General features: G+C 49.6%; 16 protein-coding genes and 2 pseudogenes. 7 read left to right on the forward strand and 11 right to left on the reverse strand.

Annotated features, from left to right (window positions below; genetic code table 11):
- Positions 1-202 precede the first annotated feature (202 nt).
- From ABLQ08_RS13915 to ABLQ08_RS13945, 7 genes are all read right to left on the reverse strand, one after another.
- On the reverse strand, positions 203-670 hold the full coding sequence (locus tag ABLQ08_RS13915) for a helix-turn-helix domain-containing protein (protein ID WP_352943247.1): 468 nt from the start codon (positions 668-670) through the stop codon (positions 203-205).
- A 159-nt stretch (positions 671-829) separates the two neighbouring features.
- Positions 830-2,692, reverse strand: a complete 1,863-nt coding sequence (locus tag ABLQ08_RS13920) for a TniQ family protein (protein WP_352943250.1) — start codon at positions 2,690-2,692, stop codon at positions 830-832.
- Between the two features lie 2 nt (positions 2,693-2,694).
- Positions 2,695-3,792, reverse strand: a complete 1,098-nt coding sequence (locus ABLQ08_RS13925; RefSeq protein ID WP_352943253.1) for an ATP-binding protein — start codon at positions 3,790-3,792, stop codon at positions 2,695-2,697.
- Between the two features lies 1 nt (position 3,793).
- Positions 3,794-5,290 (reverse strand): transposase family protein, encoded by a 1,497-nt coding sequence (locus ABLQ08_RS13930; protein WP_352943256.1) that lies wholly within the window; start codon positions 5,288-5,290, stop codon positions 3,794-3,796.
- Between the two features lie 703 nt (positions 5,291-5,993).
- A complete protein-coding gene (locus tag ABLQ08_RS13935; RefSeq protein ID WP_352943259.1) occupies positions 5,994-6,668 on the reverse strand; it encodes a TnsA endonuclease N-terminal domain-containing protein in 675 nt (224 codons plus the stop codon).
- Positions 6,669-7,253: 585 nt separating this feature from the next.
- Positions 7,254-9,218 carry an AAA family ATPase gene (locus ABLQ08_RS13940; RefSeq protein ID WP_352943262.1) on the reverse strand — a complete coding sequence of 655 codons (1,965 nt, stop codon included), beginning with the start codon at positions 9,216-9,218 and terminating at the stop codon, positions 7,254-7,256.
- A gap of 1,348 nt (positions 9,219-10,566) precedes the next feature.
- Entirely contained in the window at positions 10,567-11,259 is a 693-nt protein-coding gene (locus ABLQ08_RS13945; protein ID WP_352943265.1) for a hypothetical protein, read from the reverse strand.
- Positions 11,260-11,425: 166 nt separating this feature from the next.
- Here ABLQ08_RS13945 and ABLQ08_RS13950 point away from each other — a divergent pair, with 166 nt between their 5' ends.
- Positions 11,426-12,619 carry a Swt1 family HEPN domain-containing protein gene (locus ABLQ08_RS13950; protein WP_352943268.1) on the forward strand — a complete coding sequence of 398 codons (1,194 nt, stop codon included), beginning with the start codon at positions 11,426-11,428 and terminating at the stop codon, positions 12,617-12,619.
- 210 nt (positions 12,620-12,829) lie between these two features.
- On the opposite strand, the gene ABLQ08_RS13955 is transcribed toward ABLQ08_RS13950, so the two are convergent.
- Positions 12,830-13,237 (reverse strand): hypothetical protein, encoded by a 408-nt coding sequence (locus tag ABLQ08_RS13955; RefSeq protein ID WP_352943271.1) that lies wholly within the window; start codon positions 13,235-13,237, stop codon positions 12,830-12,832.
- A gap of 191 nt (positions 13,238-13,428) precedes the next feature.
- On the opposite strand from ABLQ08_RS13955, the gene ABLQ08_RS13960 reads away from it, so the two are divergent.
- The 5 genes and pseudogenes from ABLQ08_RS13960 to ABLQ08_RS13980 all read left to right on the forward strand — a co-directional run.
- Positions 13,429-14,487 (forward strand): endonuclease/exonuclease/phosphatase family protein, encoded by a 1,059-nt coding sequence (locus ABLQ08_RS13960; RefSeq protein ID WP_352943274.1) that lies wholly within the window; start codon positions 13,429-13,431, stop codon positions 14,485-14,487.
- 411 nt (positions 14,488-14,898) lie between these two features.
- The gene (locus ABLQ08_RS13965; protein ID WP_352943277.1) at positions 14,899-16,011 is read left to right on the forward strand and encodes an endonuclease/exonuclease/phosphatase family protein; all 1,113 of its coding nucleotides are present in this window, start codon (positions 14,899-14,901) and stop codon (positions 16,009-16,011) included.
- A 483-nt stretch (positions 16,012-16,494) separates the two neighbouring features.
- A complete protein-coding gene (locus tag ABLQ08_RS13970; protein ID WP_352943279.1) occupies positions 16,495-17,541 on the forward strand; it encodes a hypothetical protein in 1,047 nt (348 codons plus the stop codon).
- Positions 17,542-17,553: 12 nt separating this feature from the next.
- Positions 17,554-18,027, forward strand: coding sequence for a hypothetical protein (locus ABLQ08_RS13975; RefSeq protein ID WP_352943282.1), 474 nt, complete (start codon positions 17,554-17,556; stop codon positions 18,025-18,027).
- A gap of 293 nt (positions 18,028-18,320) precedes the next feature.
- Positions 18,321-18,446, forward strand: a pseudogene (locus tag ABLQ08_RS13980) (integrase core domain-containing protein); the annotation flags it as partial.
- Between the two features lie 288 nt (positions 18,447-18,734).
- On the opposite strand, the pseudogene ABLQ08_RS13985 reads toward ABLQ08_RS13980, so the two are convergent.
- Positions 18,735-19,538: pseudogene (locus ABLQ08_RS13985) on the reverse strand (IS110 family transposase); the annotation flags it as partial.
- Positions 19,539-19,825: 287 nt separating this feature from the next.
- Between ABLQ08_RS13985 and ABLQ08_RS13990 the strand changes: the two are divergent.
- The gene (locus tag ABLQ08_RS13990) at positions 19,826-20,239 is read left to right on the forward strand and encodes a hypothetical protein (protein WP_352943284.1); all 414 of its coding nucleotides are present in this window, start codon (positions 19,826-19,828) and stop codon (positions 20,237-20,239) included.
- A gap of 71 nt (positions 20,240-20,310) precedes the next feature.
- Here ABLQ08_RS13990 and ABLQ08_RS13995 read toward each other — a convergent pair whose 3' ends face one another.
- Together ABLQ08_RS13995 and ABLQ08_RS14000 are read right to left on the reverse strand one after the other, a co-directional pair.
- Positions 20,311-20,826, reverse strand: coding sequence for a DUF5675 family protein (locus ABLQ08_RS13995; protein ID WP_352943287.1), 516 nt, complete (start codon positions 20,824-20,826; stop codon positions 20,311-20,313).
- 443 nt (positions 20,827-21,269) lie between these two features.
- A complete protein-coding gene (locus tag ABLQ08_RS14000; protein ID WP_352943290.1) occupies positions 21,270-21,602 on the reverse strand; it encodes a hypothetical protein in 333 nt (110 codons plus the stop codon).
- Positions 21,603-21,917: the final 315 nt, after the last annotated feature.

The raw sequence follows: 21,917 nt of genomic DNA on the forward strand, positions 1-21,917 counted from the left end.
GTATTGCTCACAAATTATCTAAGATATTGAAAGTAAACACTTTTATTTTTGATTTCTGCTCAGCCTATCCAGGAATGCGGTCAAAGCCTCAATCAAATGAAAGCATAGCGGTACTCAATCAAAATCAAATTTCTGCTCAATAACAGCTTGGGCACAAAAAAAGCCTCCCGATAGGGAGGCGTAATTCGATCTGCTTTGACGCTTAGATTAGATTTTTTGCTACATCAATTTCTGCCAGATTTCTCAATGCTTCTGAACGAGTTGCATCTCGTTCTTCTTTATATGCGAACAGATCTTTTGCCTTAATTCGACGATGCCGTCCTGTTCGTGCAAATGGTATTTTTTCTTCATCAAGCAGCTTGATCATATACGGCCTGGAGACATTCAGCAGATCTGCTGCTTGTTGTGTCGTAAGTTCGGTCTCCACAGGAGTAATCCTGAACCTACGCCCACTAGAGACCATGCGAAGCAGACTTAGCAATGACGATGCCAGCGCCGGCGTCAATGTCACTGTCACTGTCTGTGCACCGCCTTCAAGAGTAATAGTCAGAGAAATGGATTCCCCATCCTTTATTTGCGAAGCGATTAGTTTGCGCAGTTTTTCAGCTTCTCTGATCTCACTTCCATCCGGCAAACGGTGAAAGAAGCTTCCCTGGTTTGAGGCTGCCATCACATTTCTCCATTTATTCCAAGTCCTGAAAGCACATGTATTCTGCAAAGGAATTAATCGCAGCAACTGAAAGAAACGCACCGGCAAAGATCCCTCACGATATACGTCAGTCTTCGCAGTAAGTTTCATTCTGGTTGCTTGCCAGGCAAGCAGGGGGATTTAGGGTTCGGGAACAAGTTCCGGATCGGCAGATGCGACCTGATCAAGGGCGAAGATTGTTGCCGGCACCTGGTCTGTCGGGAAAGCGGGATTGATCCCCAATCCTTTTAGTCGCCTCATCAGTGTTTGAAGGTGGTTGCCAGTGCGTCGAGACAGGGAGTTCGCAGTCTCGAACTTGACCATGAACGAATGCAACACGTCTCGTTTGACGATCGTTTGCGGACAACGGTTAATCGGGTTGACCGCCGTTTCAGCCTGTAGATAGCCATGTTCAATTAGTGCCTTAACCACTCGTGTTGACGTTTTGAGTTTCCGCTCGACCTCTCGCAATGAATATCCGCCGTGATCTTCACGACGAACAAGAGGCTTCACTTCACTTGGATCGACGAGTAGCGAGAGGAAACCGGTCTCCTCTGGATCAAGCCGGATAGTTCTAAGGTTCCCCTTCAGGATTAGTTTGACGACCTCCGGAGTGGTGCAGTTTGCGAGCTTCGCTGCGCGAAGGATAGGCACCAAGTTTGTCTCTTCGCTTGCGATTGGTTCTGCTTCGGCGGTCAAGGTTGCGAGGAAATCATCCACGTCACGTTTTGCGAAGGCATGATCTTTGAATACCTCGGTGCCACCTTGCAACCAGGGTTTCAAGATGCCTGCTTCAAGTAATCCCCGTTCAACAGGGCGGGGAGCGTTGATGTATGCCCTGACTTGGTTCAGGGACATGCTTTCCTCGATCCTGTCGAGATAAAACTTTGCCTCGTCAGCTCTAAAAACAATTCGGTCGTCTGATTGGCGCAGCTGATCGACATTGATCAGACCGACGGCATGCAAAACCTTCTTAAGCCGTTTCGGATGGGCACCTGTTTCAAGGTAGGCGGAATGAATGGAATGGAGGATTCGATTTGGCGGTCGCTTCCCAAAGATCTCGTCCTCCGGTCCCAACGGCAATGTTTTGAGTGCATGTTCGATAATGATGTCTCGCAACTCGTCATAGGCTGAGTCATCAGTCTCGTGTGCCAACCACTCGTAGAGCCGGCCGTAAATCTGTCTCGCGCCCCAATTGATGCGTGATTGGGTGAAGATCAGCTGCATTTGATCCAAATATGTCTGGATACCGACAGCGCCTTTCGCGGCAAATTCGAAACCAATGTGTCCAGCTTCATACCACTGGTCTTCGGAGAGGCTCTCCGTCTTGACACTAGCGCCATGGATCTTGGTTGCTCCGATAATCTCGCATGCTCGAGCAGCCGCATAGACAGGTAGGTTGCACAACCAAATATTCGGACTTTCACCCTTGATCCTCTTATCTAGATAAGTCTCCAGATCGGAGGGAGTACGGTGCAATGCTGAGGCAACATGCTGGTCGATGTCCTTTAGGAAAGGTCGCACAAGAAGCGTAAAGTCATGAACCCTCTGAGGATGGTCGTCTTTTGCTGCCGTAACCAGTGCAGTCTCGTGCTTTGAACAAGTTCTAATGCTGCCAATTGTCCATGAAACTCTCCCGTAGGGCCTTGCAGCGATGTGATCATTCTCGTTCTTGAGATCCTCTTGAAGACAATGCGGGCAGACCCGAACTTGAGCTCGACGAAGCGATGCTCTTGTGAACCTTTGACCATTGATCTCAAACATATGATCGACAATATGATTGGTGATCACTCCTGGAAAACGTTCGCCTTTGAGACCCACATATTTTGTGAGCTTGCCAATTGCTTTCGGGTCTCCGTCGCGGATGCCGACATAGTCCAGCTCACGCTTGTATTTGCAAAGCTCCTGTAGTGAGCATGTGTGCATGGCCGCAATCCTGGAGCAGAAACTAAGGACAGTCTCATCGGAATAGCAGGTGGGTACAAAGAATGCGTCTAATGTCATTCTCAAGCCCTCCTACTCGTTTTTCGGCGCCGCTTCGTCGGCTTTCGGGTGCCCGCGAATTCAGCTTCATCAGGGTAAAGCGTGTTTCGAACATCGACGTTTTGCCATTCAACTTCTTCTGCGAAGACATTGTGTTCGGGACGACAGCCAGTTCGATCTTCGTAGGCGAGTTCGAAATCTCCGATGAGGGAGTGTTTTCGGCGTGCTCTCATCGCCTTGAACAGCGCCTCCTGGACGATCTCGATCAAGCACCCAAATCGTCCATCGGAACCGTGAAGAAGCCTGCTGCAAAGATCCAGCATTGGCAAATTTTCGTCAGAGAGACCGGCCTTCTTGCAGTAGTTTTTGACAATCCTCTGGACGGTTTTGAGATCGTCTGCGTTAGAACTCATCCTTTCAAGACGCACAAACGTGCATCGGCGACGCAGTTGAACATCTCGCTCGATGACACTCGCAAGATTCGGCATCCCCGAAAGTACAAGCCATACGGGCCACTCGTTGTCTTGCATGAGCCCTTTGAAAGTGTCGCAGACCTTGGTGGCCTCATACGGGCTGTCTAGCTGCGTGAGATGTTGCAGCTCGTCGATGTGCAGGAAGCGAATACCACGAAGTTTTAGCTGCTCGCGAACCAACTGCCAGATAACGTTCTCACGAATGTCGCCCTGAATTTCAAATTTCAGCGCTTTTAAAATGGCGATCCCCAGTTGTTTGAGATTGCAGGGAGATGGTGCTTTCAAAGAAATGATACGAACATTGCTTTCGAGCTCACTCATCCCAAGACCTTGGAATGCCCGCTCGAGAGATCGAGACTTTCCGAGCCCGGATGAGCCCACAACTGCAACCGCTCGACCCTCATTCAGTCTACCCACGCGGCTCAACCCGAGCTTCTCGACGACTTCGGAGTGGTTTTCATAACTGTCGAGAAGATCGTTCAGCTTTTCGAGCAGGCTCTCATCGTGCACATTGGGGAAGTATGCGTGCAGCAACGCCGTTTCGGTTTCCGCGGTTTTTTCGTCCCTTGCTCTGCGACTCTTGCGTTTTTCGCCCGGCACCGGCTGCGTTTCAATTAGCGCTTCTTCATTAAAAGTGTCAGCTTTCATCTCAATCCTCCAAAATGTAATCATCGTCATCGTGATCATCGTCGTCGCCCAGGAAAGGCAATGCGTCCTCGAGACTCGGTTGAGAGCAGTTCGCATCAACGTCCGGATCATCGTCATCGATCTCATCACGTCCCAGAACATCGCCTTCAAAGTCCTCATCGATCCTCAGGCGATCGTCGGAAAAGTGCGCGTCAAGCTTCTCCAGGTTCTCTGCTGTGAGGACCGGTGAAACGATGTTTCTTCTCTTGCGGGATTCATCAGAAAGATGGCGAAGATCCGCGAGTGCTTTCTTGACGACCTCTTTCGACTGAGCAGCCTCTTCGCCATACCTCGCCAGCATTCTTTGACGATTTGCGACATGTGCTTCGAGAGGTGTTCCATGCATTCCCTGGTTGGTGCATGGAACCTTCAACCAGCCGAGCGGCGTTTGAACCGAAATGTGTCCAAGATCATCCGGGTTGAAGCGTACGCTCAGCAAACCGGTTCTGAATTTGCGCCGGATCTTTTGAAGCTCGGTGGACTGGTACTTGTTGCAATAGAGCTGGATACCTTCGCTGCGGAGGTGGCGTTCGACCGTAGTACCGAAGCAGGCACGCATTTCGTCTTCCAAGGGTGGGAGCGGGACACCAATTTTCTTTTGAAGCTCAAGCCAGCAATTCCGGGGTGTCTGACCGCCAAGACCTTCGTGAGCCGTGTTGTGGTAAACATCAACAACCCAACGAACGAGCGCCAGACCGAGTTGTTCAATGGTAAGCGACGCGAGGTTTTCCGCATCGTAGTCGCCTTTCTCGACAACATTTGTGAAGGTGCGACCATCGAAGTGGGGGATCACGCCAGTGTGGTACGTGCCGAACACGCGCTCGATTGAACCGCGCAGATAGGGGGCACCGGCGACGGCATAGTCCACTGCGACGCCGGCATCGATCGCCGCGGTACTGAAGTTCCTGGCGACATAAGCGGACCCGTTGTCGACCCGAACCATGCTGATGCGACCCTTCATGTCCCAGGGCGTGTCGCATCCGGCCGCTGCGGCGAAGTCACTCTTGTCGGACATCGCCATTTTCAGGGTGGAGATGGCAAGCTCGGCTGTCGCAGTCGGTGCGAGTTGCATTGCCAGAATACACTTGGTCCGAACATCAATCGCCGCTGAGAGCTGCAAACGACCGACTTCTTTGTCCAATTTCTCGCGTGCTGAAATTCCAAGAGTTTCCCAAACACCTGTCCCTTTGAGAATTGTGTGAAGCGAGACCTTCCACTCGTCGATCTCCACGACCTGTAGTGGCCATTCCGGATTGTGTTTTCCCTGGACATACGCGTACTTCTTTTGAGCGTATGCGATGCCTTTACGACCGGCATCAACGTGATAGGGACTGAGCTTTCGGATTTGCCGGCGCATCGCTGCCACACTGGGTTTAGGCAAGATCGGCAGACCATTTTGCGATCTGTGTTCGTTCAGGTTGTCGAAACGCTCTTCAAACTCCTCGTACACCTTCTTCATCGTCGGTTTCACCAGGCTGGCAAAGCTTGATGCGCATTCATTGAGCAGATCCCGAACGTCTGGGTGAAGCCGATCGTTCCGGTTTCCGCACTTATGTTTTTGTGGACAGAGCGCCATAATGTTGAAGTCGGCAGCTTCAAATTTACGAAGCCAAGCCCTGACAGTGCTGGGTTTTGGGACCCCGAAAGTTCCTGACAACTGCTGGCTGCTAAATCGACTGCCCGGTTCACGCTGAGCAAGTTGGCTGACCCATTTGGCATGGAAACACGGAATAGCTTCTGCCAAACTGGTATCACTGCGAGAAATCTGCCCTTGCGCTTCCATCTTGAGAAACTCATCGCAGATGAATTTGCGGAATTTGACGAGTTCTGCGATCTCCGGTTTCAGATCCGAAAGTTTGATGTTCGGACCTGATTTCAGATGAATCTGAAACGGAGAATACGCTCCCGTTTCTTCAGTCAGCTGACCTTGTTTAACAAGGTCAAGAAGCTCCTCGTACGTAAACCTCTTGTGCACCTCGGGATTGTCGACGCTGCGCACTACGCATACTTCATGATCAGAGAATACCTCGACATACGGGATGTTCTTGATCATGATTTTCGAATCGCGAGCGAACCGAAACCGGGTTTCAGACTTTGGTGCTGTTTGGGCGGTTTTGCTGCCGCTATTAAGTTCGGTCAATTTCAAATTCCTTTCTGTTCTGTTAGGCTGCCAAGCAGATTTGGAGTTCGGTGTCGTCGTTGATGGGGCCACGAGTGACCGGCTTCAGCTCCTGCAAGTCGATCAGGTTGAGCACTGCGTTGAAACCAATCGCCTCCTCGCTGAAGTGGGCGACCAATGCGGCGAGCCGGAATACCCCGTGCATCGTGGCAAGGTGTTGCCTCAGCTCCCCGATTGCTTCCTCATTTTTGAGATTTCGAGCTCTGAGGATCAGTTCGGAGTTTCGGACCAGAACTCGAGAGATTTTGCGATCTGTGCGGACTAAGAACCGGTCCGCATAGTTTGGGCGCTGCTTTCTGATACAATGATGAACTTCTTTGATCCCACTGCGCGCCAACCGGTTTTCGGGCTTGATATCGCAGGCAAATTTTTCTCCGGTGGTGAGATAGATCACGAAGTCAAAAGTATGCTTGCGTCGCTTTCCATCACCGTCGACATAAGTCACTGGTTCAGGCTGTTCTTCCACGCGTTTCACATCCGGAAGAGCGCGCACAATCGTCAAAAAGTCTCGCTCAAGAGTGCTTTCGTAACTGGCCCAGCAGTTGCCAGTGTGGTTTGGGATAAAGCCTCGGGAAGAGACAGAAGACTTCAGGGTGATCCTGCGTGAAGCGCGAGATGCATCTGCGGGCTTGAAGAAGTTTGAATTGTCGTTGCACATGGTTGGGTTCCTTTCTGCTTAGCTGTGACGTGACTGTTCACGGCAGTTATTCGGCAGACGGAACCAACGGCTTCCGAGATGCTCAGAAAGGCAAACGGGCAGTGATGGTTCTGTTCATTCCACATGGCACAGGTCTCCTGTTCCCGCGCGGCGGCGGGTTCGAAATTCAATCGCTTGAAGGGGGAGTGGCTGTGACGGCTAAAACGATAATGAACGAAGATCGTTTCCCGACATCAGCAACGGGTACTGATCGAAATGACCGGTACGGTCACGTCGAAACAAAGACAGGCAATCTACCGCAGCGGATATCGTAAATCAGACATCGCGCATACAGTCGGTTACCCAACTCAAGCGTTGTGTATCGAGAGATCTTGTGCGGCTTTGCGGAGAGCCGAATTGTTCTGCATGAAAGTCATGGTCGGCTATCTCCTTTATCCTGCCAGCCAGAGCTGGGGGGTTAAGCCGTAGTCCAACCAATGCTGACACAGGGTGCGACAACCTTTGATTGGGATGGAGACAACTACCGGCATGAATTTCGGAAGTAAAGCTCTAATTGATCTGTTTTTGACGAGATTTTTCATATGATTACTTCTTGTTTAATTGATTGGAATTGTTATTCTTTTTAGTAAAATTCAACACGGAAGATATTTTTGGTGAATACAGGGCTTTTGATTTGAGGAGCTCATCTGCCAATGTCTTCACTAGAGGCATCTTTTTGACCAAAAGTGCTGTCACGCGTTTTTGTTGTGCCTCCAGAATTTGATTACAGGCTTCTGCGAATGAAGAGTTTTCTTTGACCATCTGCTTAAGAGCAGGCTCTGAGACATCTGCCCGGAAAACGAGCTCTTCAGATAGACCTGACGATGCCAACAGCCGAGCTGCCGTCAAGGTCGCACGCTCAAGATCTGATCCGGCAACCAATCCGGCGCTGTCAGATGGCTCCTTGCAGAGAAGTGCTTCGGCTGAACGTCCGGCCAGGAGCACTGCAATGTTGTCGAGATAGTCACTGCGAACCCGGAAACCTGGGTTGTCAGAGGGCAGGGCAGTGTGCCCGCCGCTTTCAAATCGAGTGCCATTGGTCAATCTGGCGTATTCTCGGATAACGACTTCGGTTGCCATGACCCCTTTGATAAAAAACGCCGCCACTACATGTCCAGCTTCGTGAACCGAAGATCTTTCAAGCACGTTGTTAGGTATAGCTGCGAACTTTGCTGAAAGCGTATCGCTTAGATGCCATTTTTCAATGGTTTCACCTGAGCGCCTTGCGACCCGTCGGCAATCTCGAGCGAGCTGCTCCAGATCCGCGCCAGACATACCGTCGGTATGCCGGCTCACTTGTGATAAAACGGTGTCCTGAACTTCGACCTTAAGATGCTGACGAAAGATAGCCTTTCGGGCTTCAAAGTCGGGGAGAGGGATTTCAACCATGCGTTCAAGTCGCCCGGGTCTCAGGAAAGCAGGATCGATGGTGTCCACGCGATTGCAGGCAGCGACGATGACTACACCGTCACGCTTTTCCGTACCGTCCATAAGTTGCAAAAGTCCGGTAATTACCTGGGTTGCATATTCAGGTGCGTGTGATGAAAGAGTTGACCGATTTCCAACTGCATCGAACTCGTCGATGAACAAGATCGCCGGCGCATTCTTACGCGCATCCCGGAAGGCTCGATCAATACCTTTCAACATATCTCCGAGATGCCCAAGACCTTGCATTTTGGAGAGCGAGCACTCGACAAAATGTGCTCCGCAGGTCTCGGCGAGGGACCGCGCGTAGACAGTCTTTCCTGTTCCGGGTCTGCCAACAAGGAGAATGCCGCGGTCTACATCATCCCAGGCAATTCTGCCGTTTCGCCAGTCTTTGAGGTCTCGGGCAAGGTTCACCCCCCAGCTCTTGGCTTCGCCATATCCAACCATATCTTCCAATAGTGAGGGCGCAGTATTGTTCGAATTTCCTAGTGGCTCCGAGGCATCCGCTTTTCTCAGTGCTCGAAGCATCTGAAATGCGCGGGTAAGCGGCCGGTCTCCTCGGAAAGCAACGTTCAAGTTGGTGAGCGTGTCAGACAACAGTTCGTTGGCTTGCTGTTTGGTGACAAGAAACCTCCGAGCCAGTAGTAGAGCAGCAACGATGTGTTCGGGCGTTGGTCGAATTTCGACGACGGCTTCTGCGATATCCTCGAAAGGCGTACTCATCGGGTGTTTTGGTGTGCAAACACCCACTAACCGCTGATGTTCAGCAACGTCCTTTGCAAGAGAAAGGGCCTCAAAAGGCTCCTTTCTTCTGAATCTGGAATCGCCGCTGTCATCCGTGAAGTAGTGAAAGTTCGGTAAGTCCTCTCTTTTCCATCTTTTTGGGATCTGCCAACCGAGTTCTTTTGCCAGTGCTTCTTCGTAGATGTCTGTATCGGTGTCGTTGGGAAGATTGGCTCCGATAATGTATGCTGAGCGGTGCCAATATTCGGGAGTTCGCCGAAGCGCTTTTCTGACAGCCATTCGGGCGACTAACGTCCCGACGTTTCCACGGGCTTTTGCTGATAGGTTTGAACGTTTCATGTGTGTCCTCTAAGGCATGTGATCGCATTCGCTCCCTACGCTTTGGGAACGTTGTCGTCGTGTACTGAGCGGAGTTTGAAAAAGGTGAAGTCAGAACCGGCTAGCGTTTGTGGAAGGTGTGCGGTTCAACTCCTTCCGGGTGTTGTGAGTTATGTAGAGCGAGTGATATCGGGACGATCGTCGATATGGCTTTCGAGGCGAACCCATCCTTGAGCTAAAAGGGCCCAAGAGTTGTCTTCGGAAAAAGCAAAGACGGGCTCAAGTACTGTGGCGGTTTCGCAAGTGCCGATGAGACCTGGGAAGGGGAGGAGGGTCTTACTCCAGTCCACAACGACGGGTGCCGCCGGCAGTTTCTTACGGCCAGGGTGTCCGATAGAACGATACATTTGGAGATTTTGAGCAAGGGACCGAAAGGTCTCAGGCCCATATGAAAACGCCACTGGCGTTTGAGTGGTCATGTTATGTTTTTCCAGTTGATTCAGTCGAGCGAACCCCATGTCGAGCCAGCTGCGGCACAGCAGCATGGATCTTCGATCTTTCTTGGCTCGGGGAGACAGGGGTGCTTTTGCTTATCGGCGAAACGATCGGATCGCCAAAGGCTACGAAGGATTCATCAGCCCTGAAGGCACAATGAAACGCAGAAAATCAATCTCATCACCAGCAAGGGGAGAGAGAAAGTCTCAGCGATTGCGATTCATGACTAGAGCAAGGTGCCAGGAGACTTGAGTGAGTCCTTTGAGAACTACTTACTTTTGAAATATCAGTGGCTTAGGTGAGTCAGCTTAGGTCATTTCAGGCTCCTTTATTTGGCTGAGCCCGTTTTTCCGGATCTTTCCGGATAAAAAGTTAACAAAATCCGATATTGTCAAAAATACGGAACATTATTGGCTGTGAGATTTGGCTCAAACAGAAGAAGATTGGATCCTAAAGTCAGCGTCGACTATCTGATTGATGTGAGCAATCGCCTTCAACTGCGTTCTTTGTGTGTCAACTCGGAGCACTTCTCATAGGTGCATAGGCTGGAAATTTAGTCGGAACTTTCCAGCGTGTGTAATAGGCGATCCGCCATAGGACGGATGCGGTCAAGGAGAACGCCCGAATTCATGGCAACCATTTTATTCCACCTTCAGAACCGGAGGGTCTGAAAGCGGTCCCAGATCCGATCTTTCCCTTAAATTGCAACGAAAGCCTACCGTCCACCTCTCCCTGAAGTTGACTTTCCAAACGGCACGTTGTGCGGAACCCGCACATCACCGTGTTTGAAGTCGGGAAACTCCAGCTTTCGGTGCTTCAAGTCCACTGGAACGGAATGATGGTTTCAATACTAAATTGGAGGAGACCTGAGATCTCAACTCAAGAGGCACGAAGAACCGGCGATAGGCAATTCAGACTTTGACAGCACACCGGCGCTCAGAAGATCAGGGGAACCAAAATGCTCTCGCATAAGCCTCCGGTTCACGAGTAATCCGCACTCGTTCTCACTGTGCTTCAGCATTTCGATCAGGAAGTCTGGTTTGAACGCAATGCCGAAATAGACATGCTGCTCTGCATCTTTCCAAGTTGGGTCAACTACGTCGCCCATTTCATCCACTAGCCAGGCATGTTGAAAAGGTAGTGGGAGCGCGGGGTCAAGGGCATATCCCTCTGAATAGAATAGATCGTTGTGAGTGAGAGCATAGGCAGTCGCGTTGGCGTAACATGACTTAGCGCGCCCGCGAGGTAGCCGAGAGGAAGCATCTATTTTGGGGTGGAATTGAGAGCCGAATTTTTGCAGTGCTTGGTTAGGTCCAAACACCTGTTCGCCAGCGGCAAGGGCGTCTACGTGGTCTTTTAAATACTCGAAAGCGTTTTGATGGGCGATCATACACGTGTCTTCAAGGTTTAGTTTATCAAAAAGAAACGGCCGTTCACCCGCGATGTCAAATCGTCGGCGCGCGAGCACGGCCGCCATTTCTTTGGAGATTTTACTGAATGCTGAACTTTGCACTAGACCAGGGGTAGTGTTGTTTGGCGGGAAGTCAACGCCATGCCCGCTACTCATTTGCCATCGAAACCCTTCTGCATTGTATGTCTGTGACCGGCCTGCTAAGGACGTGCAATGTTGAGAATTACAGTCTTGAATTGCGAATGTGTAGCAATTCTACTGGTTACTTCGGTTGGAAACAGCTCGTTGCCAAAAAAACAACGGCGAATTGGAGAAAAGAAGAATGGTGAAAAAAACTCCAGACTCTGTGTTGTTCCGCGATTTGGTAGCGTTGCATGAAAGCCCCGCAATTAAACAAATAGGAGAACTACAGAAATCGCAATTCGCTATGATTACCCGCGCGAATGAAATGAGAAATTTCTTGTCTCAAATCAATAAAGCTGCGAAATCGATAAATCTCCTTGCGAACTCGCAGCAATGGGCGGATGTCTCCGAAAAACTCAGTGCTTATTCACGGGCTGGCGTAGATCCTGCAATTCTTAACGCTACCCGCCGCTGGAACAAAGAAGTTAGACTGCTAACGCAGTTCCCCAGAAACGCAATTTTGCCAGACGCAAAACTCTTAGCTGAGTTCACCGAACGCGCCGCTCTGAATATCAGTCCGTTCAAAGGCCATATTGAAAGAATCGAAAATTGGCACGCTTCCTTGAACGCGAGAATGTCCGCGATGCGAGAACCGTGGGCGATCAGCGATAAGCTAGCGCTATCTGTTGTTGGCTTTACGCGAATTGCAAGGTTGCATCACGTTGCCGCAGGCGCCACCCCCTTTTCGGAAGAGGCGGGTGAGATCATTGATGAGGATCTGGGAACCCCAGTGCCATTTGAGGTCTGTAGCGATCGCGATGATGCCTCGGTCGAGGCCGGCTTGAATCCTGAATTAATTGCATTCCCAAACGAAGCCTACTCTGCCGTATTGGCGTCCGCTGGATTCGATTTCGAGCTTACAGTCCTGGAGCCAATTACACCGGAAAGTGGAGACTCTACTGTCCAGTTGGACCCAGTTTACAATCTTGTTTTGACCTATGTTGAAAACACGTTGCGACAGTTTATTGAACGAAATCTGCGACGGTTTTTCGGAGAGAACTGGATAGATGAATGTGTGCCGGGTGATATGCGAAAAAGATGGCGAGAACGGCGGGAGAAGGATTGTGACGATCGTAGAGATCCGTTTGACTTAATCTACTATTCGGACTTCATGGACCTTGCCCACATAGTGATCATAAAAGCCAACTGGAATACGGTCTTCCAGCAACACTTTTCGTCGAAGAAGCACTTTGAAGTATCGATGGAACGCCTCCATCCTATTCGAAAAGCACTTAGCCATAGTCGGCCTTTGGCTATGGTTGATCGACTATATTTACGCGCGGAGGCGACGAGACTACTCAATGCAATCGGGGCGAATGCTATCCTGACCTAATTTACGCGCTTTGGATTTGCTTTGCCGTGTAGCGTGATAAAGTTAGCCTGCTGCGACCTGCAACATTTAGGGATTGATACCGAACTATCATACAAAATGTCTGCATTGAAGAGGTTATGAAAAAAGCCATTCGCACAATCAGCAAGGCGGCGTTCCCGATGGCCATAAACACACCAAACAGCATCGCGAAGGTTAAGTACTGCTTCTCAATTACAAAGCACTATTTAGGATTGCCTCGGTTTCACCGACTGTTTCCAACACAGATGAAAACACTCCATCCAGCGGAATACTTCCGTTAATATCGGTTCTGAAATTCACAATGGCTTTGGCTCTAGGGTTATGGATAACAGTATTGGGGGGATTCACATCTAAAACGCGATGTACCGATACCCAAACGGGAGCACCGTTTAACATTGTCAATCTGGCCATTGGCGCTTGTCGATGAAATCTCTCCACCAGGTCGTCAAGAGGTTCGCGACTAAAGTTTTGCCGGTTATCAAATTGGATCATCACCGCATTGTCCGGCTCATAGTTAAATACAGTCGGACGAATGCGCAGTACGCTGTAGTGTGGAATAGTTTTCTGTGATCCGTCGAGCAGTTCAAAAGCAATAAACATATCAATCTCCGTCTAATCGTCGCGGACATAGAGAGAGGTGCCTATTCATAACACCACGTCTGGAATGCGTCCCATTAGTAGCAATGCCAGTTTATCACACTCATAGTTGATGAGACTTGCTCATTTTTCAATCTAAAATGGTATGGATCGGATGTTTGTAGGTAAACAGGACCCTCCGTATCGAAGGGCCTGTGACCAGAAAAGGACATCAAGCTTTTATCAGAATGTCGGTTGACGCAAATGATCGCACGTTGTTGGCCGCAACTATTTGCCATTCCCTGAGGACAAAAATGCCACCATTTCCAAAACCAAATTTTCAGTATCAATTCAACTCTGAAACAGAGGTTAACGCTCTAAGGATCTGGCGGGATACCAAAGAAGGTCGCGCCATTCCGCCAAAACAAGATGGAAAGTTTCTGCTTGGAAGCTGGAATATCGCAAATTTGGGAGATGAAAAGCAAAGGCGCGATACAGGGGATATCGAGATAATTTCGGAAATACTCAGCTGGTTTGATGTTATCGCTGTTCAAGAGATAAAAGAAAATCTCATAGACTTTCGCTGGGTCATGAATTCACTACCAGAAAGCTACGATGCGGTATTTTCTGATATGGCGGGCAACAATGAGCGTATGGTCTTTGTTTATGACAAAACGCGCGTAGATCGCTTGGAGTTGGCTGGAGAAATCGCTGTACCACCAGGTTCTCATCGCCATATCAAGCTTCCTGGTATCGAACAAAAATTCAGAGGCTTCGATCGGAACCCCTTTGCCGTAGCTTTCGAGGTGTCGGGCGGCGTATTTACTGTTGTAAATGCACATCTATATTTCGGTTCGAGTAGCAAAAAATCAGAGAACCGCCGCGCACTTGAAACTTACGCGCTTGGACGGTGGGCGGATTTACGTATGAAGCGCGGCGACGCTTATTCTGGCAACACGGTTGTCATAGGCGATCTCAATTTGCCGGCAGTGAAACCCGGCGACAAAATCTATGATGCACTGGTCAAGCGAGGGCTTCGGATTCCTGAACATCAGTCGGTCATTGGCACTGTCATCACAGGTGGTAAGTACTACGATCAACTCGCCTTCTTTCCTGCTGAGACGGGTGACGCTTTTATCCGGCAAGGCGTATTTGACTTCGACGGCGCAGTTTTCCGCGATCTTTGGCAGCAAGAAACACCCAAGGAATTTGATGCCTTCGTTCGTTACCACATTTCAGACCATCGTCCCATCTGGGCACAGTTTGATCTATAATAAAATCCAAATCTCCTGAGGTCCTGTAAGGTCTACAGTGTCATGCAAGTCTGTTCCCATAGGTCCTCGTTCCCAAGCCTAAGACCAAGAGCGAGTTGGCTTTTATAGAAAGGACTTTTTTTGGTCTCGCAATGACTAACGCATGTTGGTGTGTTGCAGTGAGTTCGTCTGACGAGATCCAATTCAGCTATAGGGCGATACTTGATCGTTGTACTGCCTGCTCCAGTCATCGAAATCATTCACCAGGCACCCTCGCGGCAATAACGGTTTCCTTGAAATACTTCTGCCGAAACCGAAGGGGCTCTAATTGCCTTGGTTACCGTGAAAATCGTGTTTAAAGTTGTGTGCTTGAGATAAGCAACTTATTTTTGAGCTTCATTTGAGAGCATGTTTTAGATCTCGGAGGGTGCAATGCGGTTTCGTTTTATCTCTCTTGCATTGTTAATTGGTGTCAATTTTTGTTCGAGTGTCGCGGCGGAAGAAACAATCAACATTGTTGCCTTTAATGCGGAAAACCTTTTCGATACTTCGGACGATCCGGGGAATCCACGCGACGACACCTACCTGCCGCTGAGCGTCAAAAACTCCATGCAACCTGGTCATGATCAGAAGTGCGAGGAGTTCAATGGAACCGCTGGGTTCTATGTAGAACAGTGCAAAACCCTCGATTGGAACGAGGGGACATATCATACAAAGCTGAAACGGTATGCTGATGTATTGAAAGCATTACCTGCCACGCCGGATATTATTGTTATCGCAGAAACAGAAAACAAACAGGTGCTTGAGGATCTCGTTTCTCGCGAGTTAGCAACAGAGGGCCTCAACATTGTTCAGTTGGATTCAAGCGACGAGCCCGACAGCCGTGGGATCGATGTGGGAATCCTGAGCAAACTTCCGATCGTTGGTACGCCAAGTGCTCACGTCATCGAATTTGGCAGATACGAAAACGAATGCGGCAAAACCCGTGACATTGTGCAAGCTGGTTTTCAGCTTCCGGATGGCGAAACGCTACATGTTTTTGGGGTGCATTTTCCATCTGGTCGTAGTCCATTCAACTGCAGGATCATTGCATTTCAAGAGCTGAACAAGCTTGTCAAAGATTTGCCCGAGAACAGCCTTGTGGTTGCTGCTGGTGACTTCAACATCAATTGTGTTGAAGCGCCCAGCGATGCATTCACGCGGCTGATGGTTCGAAATGGTTGGTATGCTTCACCCGTTATCAAAAGTGGTTGCCGTGCACCCGGATCCAGCAGATTTGTAGATCGCATTCTCGACAATTGGAATACGTGGTCGTTCCTCGACATGATTTTGGTATCCGAGGAACTGAGCCCTTCGCGACCATCAACCAAGGACTGGTTCGCTGACCTTGGAAGTTTCAGCACGCTGATCGTTAGCTCGGAACAGATCATGACCGATCCCGAAAACAAAGGGTTCATAGAGCCGCGCCGATTTGATCCGGAAACGGGCAGGGGGGTGAGCGATCACTACCCGGTTGGGATGAGGTTGTTGAGGCGACGAGATTAAAACATGCCTGATTCAATCATGGCTTGAACAAAAATTACATTCCGCTGTTTTTATTAATCGGGGACTCTCACAAGTTGGTTCTTGCCGTTTATTTATACTCTACTGTTTCTACCAGCAGTTCTATAATCTTCCGTCGTTCCTGGTTTTGGTCGTAAAACTCTATCCCTTCCCTTGGGGACGTAGCGTAGCACTTCACATCGCAGACAACTCTAATTCAAGTCGAGACAGTATAATGGCGCTCAGCGTGCTATTGATTCCAATTTGAAAATCAGATTCCTGCTACTAGAGGAATAGCGATTCAACTTTACAATCTCAGTAGACGCCTTTAAATATTGGAGCTTAGAGAATGGTTTATCGATAGTTGAATATAATTTTTGTTACTCCAATGAGGTGGTTCAAACTTGGGGGAGTTTGATGTGCAGTGGCGCACGCGCGGATTGGTTTAATCAGCCTGCATGACTGCACTTTGGTCGGGAGTAAGTTGTGCGAAAAGCTTCATTTTCTATCGTAGCGGTAACATTGCTGCTCACTTCGTCGGCATCTGCACAAGTATTTGGTTCTTCTGAGTACGACTGGTGCAAACGCGCTGAAGTGCAGACGGCTGGATTTGTCACTCCGTATATGACTGCCGCTTTGCTCAATGTTCCTGTGCCCAATGTTCTGGATGAGGGCATTGCCATTGTCCCTTATGAGGTCAGCATAGGTGCGGGCGAGACCGTCTCTGACAAACTTTTGGCATTTGGATTTTCAGCCGACAAAATTAATCTTGGTCTTGTTGCAGAGTTGAACCCGGAAATTCTCGATTTGAACGATCTGGAGACTGGGGCGACGGTTGTGTTGCCGCGTTTTGAGGCTCTCGCGGAAGACAACAACGCAGTTGATGCGAAAATCAATCCTGTTGACGGGTTTCGAGCTGCATCAAGATACGTCGGTATCGTCCAACACGATGCAATTGCGGATATCACAGCGACGCTCAGTTCGGGGGTTGCACTCACTTCTTCTGTGAGCGGGCAATTGCTTTCAGCCAGTAAAGACGCTTCCCAAGTCGGTTACTTTGGTACTCAAGACACGATAGATCGAATGGCGGCCGTTAATCTCGGCATTTTTGATTTCGACCGCGGATGGTCTAAGGCAGCCGTCCAACCAGCTGGATTGGATATGCTTGGTACACCACCTGCCGATGACTTTAGTCGGACTTACGCGCAAGGCTTGAACGACTATGTCCCTTCAACGAGAAAGCAACTTATAAGCGTCACGGTAAGGACCTTTCTAGATGGAGTTGCTGTTGATCAACTGGAGATTCGGTATCGCAACAAGATGCTCGACACGTTGGGTTGTCCCCCCGAGTTTTCACGTCGATTTCAGAAGCCAAGTCATGTAGCTCACCACATGTTATCGAGCGCAAATTGGGTGATATGGGCGGTTGATAGGAAGACCGGTCGACGGTCCGCACCAATGGATCTGGATCTCACCTCGGTTTTTGGTTTTGAGCACCCTGAAACATTCGACATTACTTGGGTGGATGAATAAGAGGAGTCGTTGGTGAGGGACTTAATTCAAGAACTTTCTTCCTTTGCTTTGGAGATGTGTGTGGCCCTTGCAGGGCCGATGGGCGTAATTCTCGTTTTAGTGGCATTTACGTTCGGGCTCTTCATGCCAAAAGTAATGCCAAAGTTGACGCCGCTTATCTTGGTCTGTGCGTTGGTATCTTCATTTATTTTTGGTTTTCTGTTCACTGCGACGTCTGCCGGGCCCGGGGGGCAACCTCAATTTCATATCGCAGGTTGGCATTATGCAGAACCTGCAAAATTGTTGATTGAGCGTGAAAAGTGGGACCAGTTGCCGAGAGCAGAGCGCGATCGCCAGTTGCTTGATCTTGCTGGCGATGATGAAGCGTTGGTTTGGACTGCATCCTCGCTTGATTTTGCGCGCGGTTTTGCGCTTTTTACCGCAGTTTTGGTCTCAATGGTGATTGGATTGTTGTTTGGGTCTTTATTCAATAAAAAGAAAGAGTAATAGCAGCTGGAAGTTGCATACATGACGAGGTCTAACAGGAATTTGTTAGCGACCCGAATTGCTTTTTTATGCCTACTATTATTCGGTAAATGGTCAATCAACCTTGTGAGCTAACCGGTTCGCACCGTGAAACAAGTGCTTCATCTGCCGCTTCAGGGTAATTGCTAGTCGCCAAGAATTGGAGATTTTTTTGTGTCTCCTCAGGCATGTTCAATTGGACGAGTACTGCAACCATATGTGAGGGTTGCCTGGCGGCCATAACCCATCTGCAGCACGTATTCCCGACGTGCTTTGGCTCAGAGTTCGTTGCCCATGCCGTGCGAAACTGGATCGCGGCCGTTGGTGCCAGGACGGTCTACATTGAGCCAGGTTCACCTTGGGGGAATGGAAACTGCGAAAGCTTCAACGCTAGATTCCGCATGGACAAAAGGTCGGCCATGCATGTATGGATGCGCCTGGTGTGCAAGAAGATTTTGAACGGCTCAGGTATGTGATCGGTTGCGGTCATGTATCAGGCCTCCTTGTGCCGCAACCGTTTACTTGGCCGCGGGCCGGTATGGCGATGCGCAGATCAGGTCCATTTCACTAACGCGAGCTTCGTGCTCTGTGCATGCGGATGGTTTCCCCGGTCTAGATCTGGTCGATCCATTGCCCTTACAGTTCTCTGAACTCCTCACATTCCGGTAGCTTCAGCGTAAGTTAGCTGTTTACGCAATCTCTACCGCCGCCACCGAATTCCGATAGTCTTCGTTTTTCGTCATCATTGCCCAAATTGACCGGGCCATCTTGTTGGCCAAAGCGATAGCGACCAGCATTCGAGGTTTGCGCTCCAGCATTCTGGCGAGCCAAGCATCTTTTGCCGCGCCGTGCCGCAAGGTCGCACGAACCACCGCCATTGCCCCGATAATCAATAGCTTTCGAATGTCACGCTGGCCCATCTTCGATGTTCGCCCCAGCCGTGATTTGCCGCCAGAGGAATGCTGCCGCGGCACGAGGCCAACCCACGCGGAGAAATCGCGCCCGCATTTAAAGCCTGACATGTCTGGAGCGAAGGCCTCAATCGCCAGTGCGGTTACCGGTCCAACACCTGGTGCGGTCTGCAGACGCCTCAATGTCTTTGATGACTTCGAGGCTGCCCGCGTTTTTTCCTCGAGCCTGGCAATATGGGTGTCCAGAGTGACCACCTGTTCGAGATATTGCTGTCCCAATTCACGTACCAGCTCTGGCGTGCCGGCGTCATCGCAGGCCAACGCCTCAGCCAGTGCCTTGAGATGCACACGCCCCTTTGGTGTGATTACACCGAATTCGGCCAGGTGCCCGCACAAGGCATTGATCACCTGCGTGCGCTGGCCAATCAGCATTTGGCGTGTCCGGAAGAGCATCGCACGCGCCTGATGATCTTCGCTCTTCACTGCGACAAACCGCATCGTCGGACGGAACGCTGCCTGAGCAATTGCCTCAGCATCGGCTACATCATTCTTCTGACTCTTCACAAAAGGCTTAACGTATAAGGCCCACTCGGTCCATGCTCCGTAGCAAGCCGGTTGGTAGCCGTACGTTCGCCAGCGCCAATCGAGCGTCTAAACTTTTCTCGCAAACGAGCTCAAAAAAAGTGACCTGACCTAGGACGCTGAGCAACGGGCCATAAGCGTTCTGCCATTTAGAGGATTGCGCCGGTGGTCAGGGAGCAAAACAATTGAAACGAGAAGAACCCTTTGGGTGACAGAAGACTGAAGCTACGAACTGAGCTCAGTCGTGATTTGTCTCCGTAGCTTATAGATAGAAAAGATTAGTGCAAATGCCCATTGTTCAGATGCTTGACACCTCCCTTAGTCACATTTCAATGAATGACTACCACCTCCTGCAAGCGATGGCCCGAGAAGTGGAAGCAGGTGAACATCCTGAATTCAGGGTTCATGCAACTGAGGTTACAATCGTTATCTACGTTGTATGGGCTTGGCCTTGGGGCGCGCGTCCAAAGGTGCAGCAAAAAGATTGTATTCTTGAGCGTTTGGATGAGGGGTTTTCGCCAGAGTTTTGTGAGCTTGTACTGGCAGCTGCAGAACTAAAATGTTGGCTCATTCAGCTAGACCAGGACGCCGATGAAGATGAAGGGTTTAGCGTTTTCAGCGGAGATAAGGTGATTGAACGTCGCCCCACGTCTCGTTTGGAAGGATTAATTAGTAATACGAGCAACATAGAGTCCGCTTGAGTACTACGAGAAAGGTTAAATCGATAAAGCAATAGGAGCGCGGCACATCCGCAATCAATTTGGCTTGATGACTAGCGAACTATTTCGATACTGATGTTCTTGTTCGGAGTAGAATTGGGATCTGGCGTTCCATAGAACGCGTTTTTCAGTTTCGCATATGCATCAGCGCTTCCATTTAATGTGCAGAGATCGTCAGAGATGCCGTTGCCAACGAGTATGCAGCCCTCGATCTCACCTGTGTAATTCCCAATGTGTAATTGGATGCCGTCGCGTCCGGGAACATTGTCGAGCTGCAATCGCCATTTGTCACTCTTATCATATCTGAGATGGGCGGAATAAGTGCCAGGCGGTATAGAGCTTATAAGCGGTTCATTATTTTGCCATGGAAGTTCAAGCGTATAGGCGATGACCTCACCGTTAACCGCCAAATAGCCCGATGTGCACTCTTCATTGCTGTGCTTGCGTTCAATCTTGATCCTGAAATCGTCAGTAGCGTTTACGATGTTGGATTCCGTTGAAAGCAGAATCATGGCTGAAATCAAGATTACTACTTGTCTCACCGACAATAAAACAACGCTCGTTTGCATTTCGGAAGTCCTCCATTTGTCAATGATCAGATTATTATTCGACGGCACTCGTATTAATTTTGTTGAAATAAGTACTTCGTGCCTTTTGAATTAGGGAAGTAGCTGTCAAGCCGCGTAACCTCGAGTAAGTTGTGCTTTGTGTCTACTCAACTATTTTGCGCAGGTGCCGTTGCTGCAAAGAATTGCGGTAGACGTATTGACATCGTCGGCTGCGTCATAGCCCTGCTGCTTATCGTAGGACGACTGTCCACAGCATGAAAAGGCGTGCCGCGCATTGTAGATCTAGGAACGTTTGATGTTTGAGTCATTGTTGGCCCTGTCCTCGTTGTATTGCGACCAGGCAAGTGTTTGTTTTGAGACATCATTTTGAATCGGCCATATCTTGAAAGCATCTGGCGCGCGCTCAATGCGTGCGACGCATTGTTTGCCGAATTCGATCAGTTTCACGAGCCGATCAGGGTATTCCTTCGATAAGTTTTCTTCTTTTGGGCAAGTGTTGCATCCACCCAAGGGGCGTTTTGACAGAAATCGGAACCACAGGCACACTGTGCAGAACTCTTGTCGTTGAGCGCCAATGACGCAATCCAGATCGAACAAAAAACCAAAAGCTTGCGTGCTAACATTTTGTGCCCCACTTGTTTGCCTTGTGCAGCGATCGGCGAACGACGAATTCGGATCTTTTTCACCTCCAGATGTTTGATTTGCTTAGGCAATGTATTCAGTGTGTTAGCCACTTCTTCGTGGCCGTAGTTCGCGCCTGATAGAGCCGACTTCACAGCCCATTTCGCTCAACAACGCCTCGATGTGACATCGGCTAAACGAAAGTGAAATCAAGACCAGCACGGTCGCCCAATGAAAATTGCCTGAATTCACGCTTCCCTGCGCCTTGAACCTTCACCACACCTCGAAGGACGAACTCACGTCGTCCTAGCCAAACCAAATTCGGCAACTCAACTCGTTTGTTTTTGGCACGAATTCAAGAGTTTGGAGTCATTAAAACACCAATTTCAAATTCCAAGGACCGTTCTGAACGGCAAAAACAGTCCTCCGACACTTTCATCTAGAAGTCGTCTTAGATACCCACAATGCCC

It is taken from the genome of Roseibium sp. SCP14 (assembly GCF_040329475.1).
GTDB lineage: Bacteria > Pseudomonadota > Alphaproteobacteria > Rhizobiales > Stappiaceae > Roseibium.